Below are 6,810 nucleotides of genomic sequence, written 5' to 3' on the forward strand. Positions count from 1 at the left end.
TTTCGAGGTGATAAAAATGCTGGATTGGGTTGAAGTTGGATTACGGTCCATTTTGTTTATTGCTGTATTATTTTTTATGACCAAACTTTTAGGGACCAAACAAATTTCCCAGCTTTCTTTTTTCGAATATATCTCAGGTATCACTATTGGTAGTGTAGCAGCTGAAGTAATTACAGGTCTAGATGCAAATATTATGCACGGTATTATTGTGCTAATTCTTTTTAGCGGGATAACCTATGCGGTTGATGTTTTTTCTTTGAAGAGCAAAAAATTCAGAGATTTTGCTGAAGGTACTTCAACGGTTGTTGTTAAAGATGGCAAGATTATGGAAGACAGTTTAAAAAAGGAATATTATACGATTGATGAATTAAATTCATTACTAAGAAAAAAGAATGTATTTAAAGTTGCGGATGTAGAGTTTGCCGTTTTAGAACCCAATGGGGACTTAAATGTACTGTTGAAGAAAGAAAATCAACCTCTAACTCCAAAAGATTTAAATATGAAGGTTGGGAATGAAAAAGTTCCACAGACGGTCATCATGGACGGAAAAATTTTAGATAGTGCTCTTACGGAAGCTAATAAGAACCGGCAGTGGCTGGATACTGAATTACAAAAACTTGGCGTCATGCAGGAGAATGTATTTATGGGACAAGTTGATTCATACGGACAATTAACGGTGGATGTATATGATGACAAACTCAAGATCCCATCACCACAACAAAAGCCTTTGTTAATGTCATCACTAAAAAAATGCCAAGCGGATCTGGAATCCTTTTCATTACAAACTGATTCTGCAGAAGCAAAAAAATTATATCAAGTAAATGCCGAAAAAATACAAAATGCAATTGATATACTTAGCCCTTATTTAAAAGCTTAAATCTTTGAAGAAAAGTTAAGGGTACAGCATGTATTTTTTCTATTCTTGCCTCATAATTTTCATACATCTAAGTCAAAATGATCCTTAGGAGGGGACTAAGGATCATGTATATCATAAGAATTAATAAGAGAACGATTCAAATAAAAAAAGAAGGCAATTCACCTTCTAAATCCTTCTTCTCATTGGGTTCTAAGTACGTTGAATCGTAGAGAGTGAGAAGTTTTTCACCATTTTTTGCAGGTTTCGATGGCCCTCTCTTAATTTTATCGTTTCTTCAATAATTTTTTGGAATCCTTCCAAATCTCGATCAGATGCATTTAATAAAGACTTCGGTAGACCTTCGACGAGTTGTTGTAGGGTAAGTTCATTCAAGGATAATACCACCTTTCAACTTATTCGTTAGACATCTGTTTATCCGTTTTCTTTAATATTTTGTAAAGAGAAGCATTTTTCCTGCCATCACGTTACAAAACTTTTCTACAGTAATCTCCATATTTTATAAGTAAAATTAAAATTCCTCCCTTTTCCTACAAATTCAGACGGTAAACCAATAGGTGCTTTAACTAATTGTAGAAAAAAATCTTAAAACCTTACCTGTCTCTTTCCATTGTTTTCATATATATAGAAGTTGATTTCATTAATAGTAGTAGAGAAGAATGGGAACAAATGTACGTAAAAAGACCCTGTTTAAATTGATTCAAAATTGTTAAACTATTATTACTATCATGGGTCGACTTCAATGAAACTAGTCAGGAGGGATAATATGGAACGAAAAATGCACTTGATTCCGTACCAATTCATTGCACATGTTGAAGAAGTAACCGAGGTCCCGAAAGGAGTCGAAATGATTCAGGCCCCTAAAGTATGGGAAAAAACAAAAGGAAGTGGCATGACCATTGCCATCCTAGATACAGGCTGTGATCTGACACATCCTGACTTAAAGGACCGGATTATTGGCGGCAGGAATTTCACGAATGATGATAACGGGAATAAAGATGTTTATCGGGATTACAATGGCCATGGTACCCATGTGGCCGGCACGATGGCAGCGACACAGAATCAAAGAGGGGTAGTTGGAGTTGCTCCTGAAGCCAATCTATTAATTGTTAAAGTTCTTGATAAAAATGGATCCGGCCAATATGACTGGATTATAAATGGTATCTATTATGCGATTGAACAACAAGCAGACATTATTTCCATGAGCCTTGGCGGTCCTGAAGATGTTTCGGAGTTACACGAGGCTATTCAAAAGGCAGTCGAACATAATATTCTTGTGGTCTGTGCTGCCGGAAATGAAGGGGATGGACAGGATGCAACCAATGAATTTGATTATCCTGGATCTTATAATGAAGTGATCAGTGTAGGGGCGGTCAACTTAGACCGACGAATCTCGGATTTCAGTAATTCTAATAATGAAGTAGATCTTGTAGCGCCAGGTGAAACGATTCTATCTACCTATCTGAATGGGAAATTTGCAACGCTTAGCGGCACGTCAATGGCCACTCCACATGTATCGGGTGCACTTGCCCTCATCAAAGTCCTTGCAAATCAATCATTCGATAGAGAGCTAACTGTACCAGAGCTTTATGCGCAATTAATCAAACGAACGGTTCCTCTCGGTCATTCTCCAAAGTTAGAAGGGAATGGGATAGTGTATCTGACGGCAGTAGATTATTTAACTGAAATATTTAACAGTGATGTAAAAGCAGAAGTGCTAAATAACTAGTTTACTAGTAAAAAAACAGTGCCAAAAGAATATTTCTGGCACTGTTTTTTTGGCATATTTAACTTCTAAATCTGTCCAGATCTTTTCTTTAAGCGTCCTACAAGAGGTACTACGATTATCCCGGCTATGACAACCTGCATAATGTTTCCAGGAATGGAGCCGAATGGCTGTACCCAGTTACCGTAAAGGATGACTTCAGCAAAATAGTAGCCTACGACTTTTATTATCAATGCAACCGCAATTGCTACTGTGTTTACAAGGATTCTATTGCCGGGTACTTTCTCAGATATGAGACCAGCTAAAAAGCCCATTGCCCCTACGATGATAAAAGTAAACGGCGACCATACTGCCCAGCCAGAGATAAGATCGAATAAGCCCATTCCAAAGGCGCCAGCTATGGCTCCTGTTTTTTTACCATAAACCAAGGCAGCTATAAAAAGAGGCACGTTCCCTAGGTGGATTAGACCTCCATTACCCATTATTGGGAGCCTTAAGTTAATGAACATTGTGGCTACCAGTGTTAATGCGATGAAAAGTGCATTGATAACTATGGACTTTGTTTTAGAAGTTGCTGCCGGTGAGAATGTAGTATTCATATGATGACCTCTTTCTTGTTTTTAAAATAATATCATACACCTAATCTGAAACTTTATAAATATGTAATATTCTTTTTTTCTCAGGCAGCCTTTTATACATTTGAGATAACGGAGAATTATTCAATTTTTATAAACAAAAACATAAAAAATAGGATTGTATATGTTAAAATGTGGTAAAGGGAGTGGTTGTATGAAGGACGAAAATAAACCAATAAATGAAGTAATTGACCACTTTACAAGATTGAAGGAAATGCTGTTAAACTTGCCAAAACTAATTTTAAAAAATTACCAAAAGCATTAAAATTCTTTGGATATTTTATAATCGGTTTTTTATCAATATCCATTGTGTTATTGATTATATTAAATTTATTAAACTGACTGAAACTGGCTTTAGAAAAGTATCGTAAGGTTAACTTCATAATATGAATAGTAATAATTTTGAATGGAGGTGTAATAAATGATTTGGATATATATATTTATGCCTGTTCTTATATTGAGTGGAATAGCTATTTATTTTGAAAGAAAATATGGGGCGACTTCTCCAGATGAAGGTAGAACTGCTGAGAAGTTAGAGGAATATCCACCAGAACATGGCATGAATTCTTTTAACCCATTCTGAAGGAATGAACCAAATACTTTTAGCCTAGATCATGTGGATTGAATTCCTAAAGATTCAAAAAACAAAGAGACCTTAAAAAGTGGATCCAGCTGTTATCAATGATAGTGAATTTTAAACTAAAATGGTAACCATTTTAGCACATAAAAACGCTTAGAATTAAATCTAACGGGTTGGGTTTTTCGAGTACAAAAACCAAATTGGCAAACCAATAAGCAGTCCAATTTACACTTGAATTGGACTGTCTTTTTTTGTTATATAAGGATTTTTATCCAAATTGAGGACGATTAGCACCCAAAATTCCACCCCTTTTGACAGGTTGACAGAAGTTATTGTCAGCGTGCGAATTCGTATGTTCATTATGACGCAAATTGAGGACCGAATTTCAAGAAGGTTTATTGGATATTTATATTAAAATAAAAGAAAGCTTACGAACGGGAAAGAGTAGCTTAAGAAGGATAGTAGCAATTAATAGAGAATATAAATAATTTAACTGAGATAGGAGGGATATTTTTGAACACGAATTAAAGGGACTTATTAAAAAATGTGATATCGCAATTAAACAGGAAGATTTTGATACACTAATTAATTACTATACAGATGATGCAATCTTAGTTATAAAACCAGGCATGATTGCACGAGGCAAAAAGGAAATTAAAATAGCATTTATTAAAATTGCGAAATATTTCAATAACAGTCTTGTCCCAACACAAGGAGAAATGATTGTCTTAGAAACTGGAGACACTGCCCTAGTTATATCCCAAACCTTGCTTGAAGCTGATAAAAATAACAGTGATTATTCAATGGATAGACGAGCAACATATGTATTTAAGAAAAGTCCACAAGGTGAGTGGCTTTGTGCCATAGACAACTCATATGGTACGGATTTAATTAACAAATAGTTAGTAATAGTTTGTGAATCATTGTACTTAAACAAACGGGTGCTTGTGCTTAACAGAGAGTCGTAACTGAGCTCTTTTTCTTGTTCCATTATCGGGGCAGTTTACTTAATGAAGGAATGAAAGGATATTATCGTAATAAATTGGTCATAAATATTGATTATTGGTGGTGAACGATGAAAAAGACCCCTAGTTTATTAGTTTTTTTTATTTTCTTATTGGTTGTTACTGCTTGTGGAGGTCCTTTTACATCAACATCTTCCGATTTGTATGTAGTTAAAAAGGCACATTCAAAGGATGATAACGAAGCGTGGATAATAGCATATGACCCCAACAGTATTACAGAAAAGAAAGAAATAAAAATATTGGTCCAAGAACTAATGGTCTGGAACTTGATTGAGGTTAATAAAACTTATTTTTCAAGTTACTCAAAAAAAGGAGATAATCCCTGGATATTAGACAAAATTGAACATCTTGGTGACAATGAAACTATAAGATGATTAAATTTTAACTATCTCATGGGTGCTTATTAAGATACAGCTTCAATTTTAAACGGTTTCTGCTTTAACTGAAGTAAATGGAACAAGAAACAAACAGGCAACAATTATAAGAATGAATTTTTTCATAGAAGACCAACCCATAGTTTTCTCTTAATTTAATCAATTATGAAATGATTAATGCATAGGTTCAAAAAGCTATAATAATTTGATAATCCTTGTTCAACTCCCTCAGTTAAATACGATTTTCTCTCGAATGCTCGCTTATTCGCAGGATTTCATATCCCTTGATTTGGAGTTAACGATTAAATGAATTACGTTTAGATCATTATGGCTTCGTGAAGGCATAGTTAAATAGAGGAGTAAAGTGAAACTCCATAATTTACCATATAATGTACATGCTCCACGCCGCCCCTGGAGGCTTTCCCTCCCATGTCTCAACGGGTCATTTGCCCTATCATTCCTTCGTCATGCCTATCCAAGGGGTGGAGGCCAGTTATGCTAACGGAATGGGTCTGTGCCCTTATGTTGAACAAACCTGGTACTCCGTACATATTTGAAATCCTGCAAATAAGCCAACATACGGTCAATACATGTGTGCTGTATTTCTTATTTTAAGGGGACGATTAACTTAATTTCTGTAATTCATTAGGCAGCTAACGGTGATAATGGTTTGACCTTATCAGGGCAATAAGACTCATTTCGTCTAGAAATACCTACAAAAATCCTTGCCAATTTGCCAATTAACTTCATAATAGATTTCATTTTCTTTATTTTTTTTACTTTGACATTATGAAAATGTATTGCTTTAAATTCTGGATTATTCATCACAAGGCTCATTGTCGCTAGGTAGAGGAATCGCCTTAGTCTGGAACGTCCTCGCTTAGAAATGATAATCTGGCCTTTCCACTTGCCCGAACTTGCTTCGGCTAAATGCAATCCTGCATGGCGGAGTAAAGAATTGCCATGAGAAAAGCTGCTTAAATCACCAGCTTCACCTAATATGCCAGCTAAAGAAATTTCACTTATTCCTTTAATGGTAAGGAGCTTCTTAGCGAAAGGAATTTTATTTAATGCTTCAGTAACTTGTTGTTCAACTCTTTCGAGTTGAGTTACAGCTAAATCATATTCCTCTAATAATTGTTCCAAATGGAATTTATAAGCATCAAGTGCTTGTCTATTACCAACAGATTTCTTAACTAACTGGATGAGTAATAGGGCCTTTTTTAATCCAGGCTGCCTCTTCATTATAGATTTCCAACCTGTAATAACCTCGTGAGGCTTCATATTCTCTAAGTCAACAGGGGAGGGGAATAAACGAAGGGTTGCGATTGCCCCTTTAGCCTTAATATCTTTAAACACCTGTCGGAGTTCAGGAAAGACAATATCTACCCAACGATTTAATTGATTAATAGAACTGACAAGGCGTTTAACAACTACATCACGGTTAGACATTAGAACTCTTAGTTTTTCAAATGATTCTGTTGTGTATCTAACTTCCGAGTAGTAACCGTTCTTCACCATATCAGCGATGACTAAGGCATCTTTTTTATCACTTTTTGATTGAGTATTATCACGGTTTTCTTTATTCCTTTTTAC

Annotated in this window: 8 protein-coding genes; 5 read left to right on the forward strand and 3 right to left on the reverse strand. The window is 35.3% G+C overall.

The window, feature by feature from the left end; genetic code table 11:
- Positions 1-16 precede the first annotated feature (16 nt).
- Positions 17-877, forward strand: a complete 861-nt coding sequence (locus COD92_RS18630; RefSeq protein ID WP_098527273.1) for a DUF421 domain-containing protein — start codon at positions 17-19, stop codon at positions 875-877.
- A gap of 189 nt (positions 878-1,066) precedes the next feature.
- Here the strand turns inward: COD92_RS18630 and COD92_RS18635 are convergent, their stop codons facing one another.
- A complete protein-coding gene (locus COD92_RS18635; protein ID WP_098527274.1) occupies positions 1,067-1,249 on the reverse strand; it encodes a hypothetical protein in 183 nt (60 codons plus the stop codon).
- A gap of 391 nt (positions 1,250-1,640) precedes the next feature.
- Here COD92_RS18635 and COD92_RS18640 point away from each other — a divergent pair, with 391 nt between their 5' ends.
- Complete coding sequence (locus tag COD92_RS18640) at positions 1,641-2,603, forward strand: S8 family peptidase (protein ID WP_098527275.1); 963 nt, start codon at positions 1,641-1,643, stop codon at positions 2,601-2,603.
- Positions 2,604-2,668: 65 nt separating this feature from the next.
- Here the strand turns inward: COD92_RS18640 and COD92_RS18645 are convergent, their stop codons facing one another.
- On the reverse strand, positions 2,669-3,199 hold the full coding sequence (locus COD92_RS18645; RefSeq protein WP_098527276.1) for an ECF transporter S component: 531 nt from the start codon (positions 3,197-3,199) through the stop codon (positions 2,669-2,671).
- 457 nt (positions 3,200-3,656) lie between these two features.
- Between COD92_RS18645 and COD92_RS32105 the strand changes: the two genes are divergently transcribed.
- From COD92_RS32105 to COD92_RS18655, 3 genes are all read left to right on the forward strand, one after another.
- Positions 3,657-3,818 (forward strand): hypothetical protein, encoded by a 162-nt coding sequence (locus tag COD92_RS32105; RefSeq protein ID WP_176541025.1) that lies wholly within the window; start codon positions 3,657-3,659, stop codon positions 3,816-3,818.
- Positions 3,819-4,324: 506 nt separating this feature from the next.
- A complete protein-coding gene (locus tag COD92_RS18650) occupies positions 4,325-4,717 on the forward strand; it encodes a YybH family protein (RefSeq protein ID WP_141561123.1) in 393 nt (130 codons plus the stop codon).
- Between the two features lie 173 nt (positions 4,718-4,890).
- Positions 4,891-5,214, forward strand: a complete 324-nt coding sequence (locus tag COD92_RS18655) for a hypothetical protein (RefSeq protein WP_098527278.1) — start codon at positions 4,891-4,893, stop codon at positions 5,212-5,214.
- Positions 5,215-5,859: 645 nt separating this feature from the next.
- On the opposite strand, the gene COD92_RS18660 is transcribed toward COD92_RS18655, so the two are convergent.
- Positions 5,860-6,810 (reverse strand): IS110 family RNA-guided transposase (locus COD92_RS18660; RefSeq protein ID WP_098527279.1); only part of this gene is annotated, 951 nt, incomplete at its 5' end.

It is taken from the genome of Bacillus sp. AFS037270 (assembly GCF_002585305.1).

Bases quoted from the DNA above. Each gene is read 5' to 3' on its own strand.
- COD92_RS18640 (WP_098527275.1), top strand. From the start codon at position 1,641: ATGGAACGAAAAATGCACTTGATTCCGTACCAATTCATTGCACATGTT.
- COD92_RS18645 (WP_098527276.1), bottom strand. From the start codon at position 3,199: ATGAATACTACATTCTCACCGGCAGCAACTTCTAAAACAAAGTCCATA.
- COD92_RS18655 (WP_098527278.1), top strand. From the start codon at position 4,891: ATGAAAAAGACCCCTAGTTTATTAGTTTTTTTTATTTTCTTATTGGTT.
- COD92_RS32105 (WP_176541025.1), top strand. From the start codon at position 3,657: ATGATTTGGATATATATATTTATGCCTGTTCTTATATTGAGTGGAATA.
- COD92_RS18630 (WP_098527273.1), top strand. From the start codon at position 17: ATGCTGGATTGGGTTGAAGTTGGATTACGGTCCATTTTGTTTATTGCT.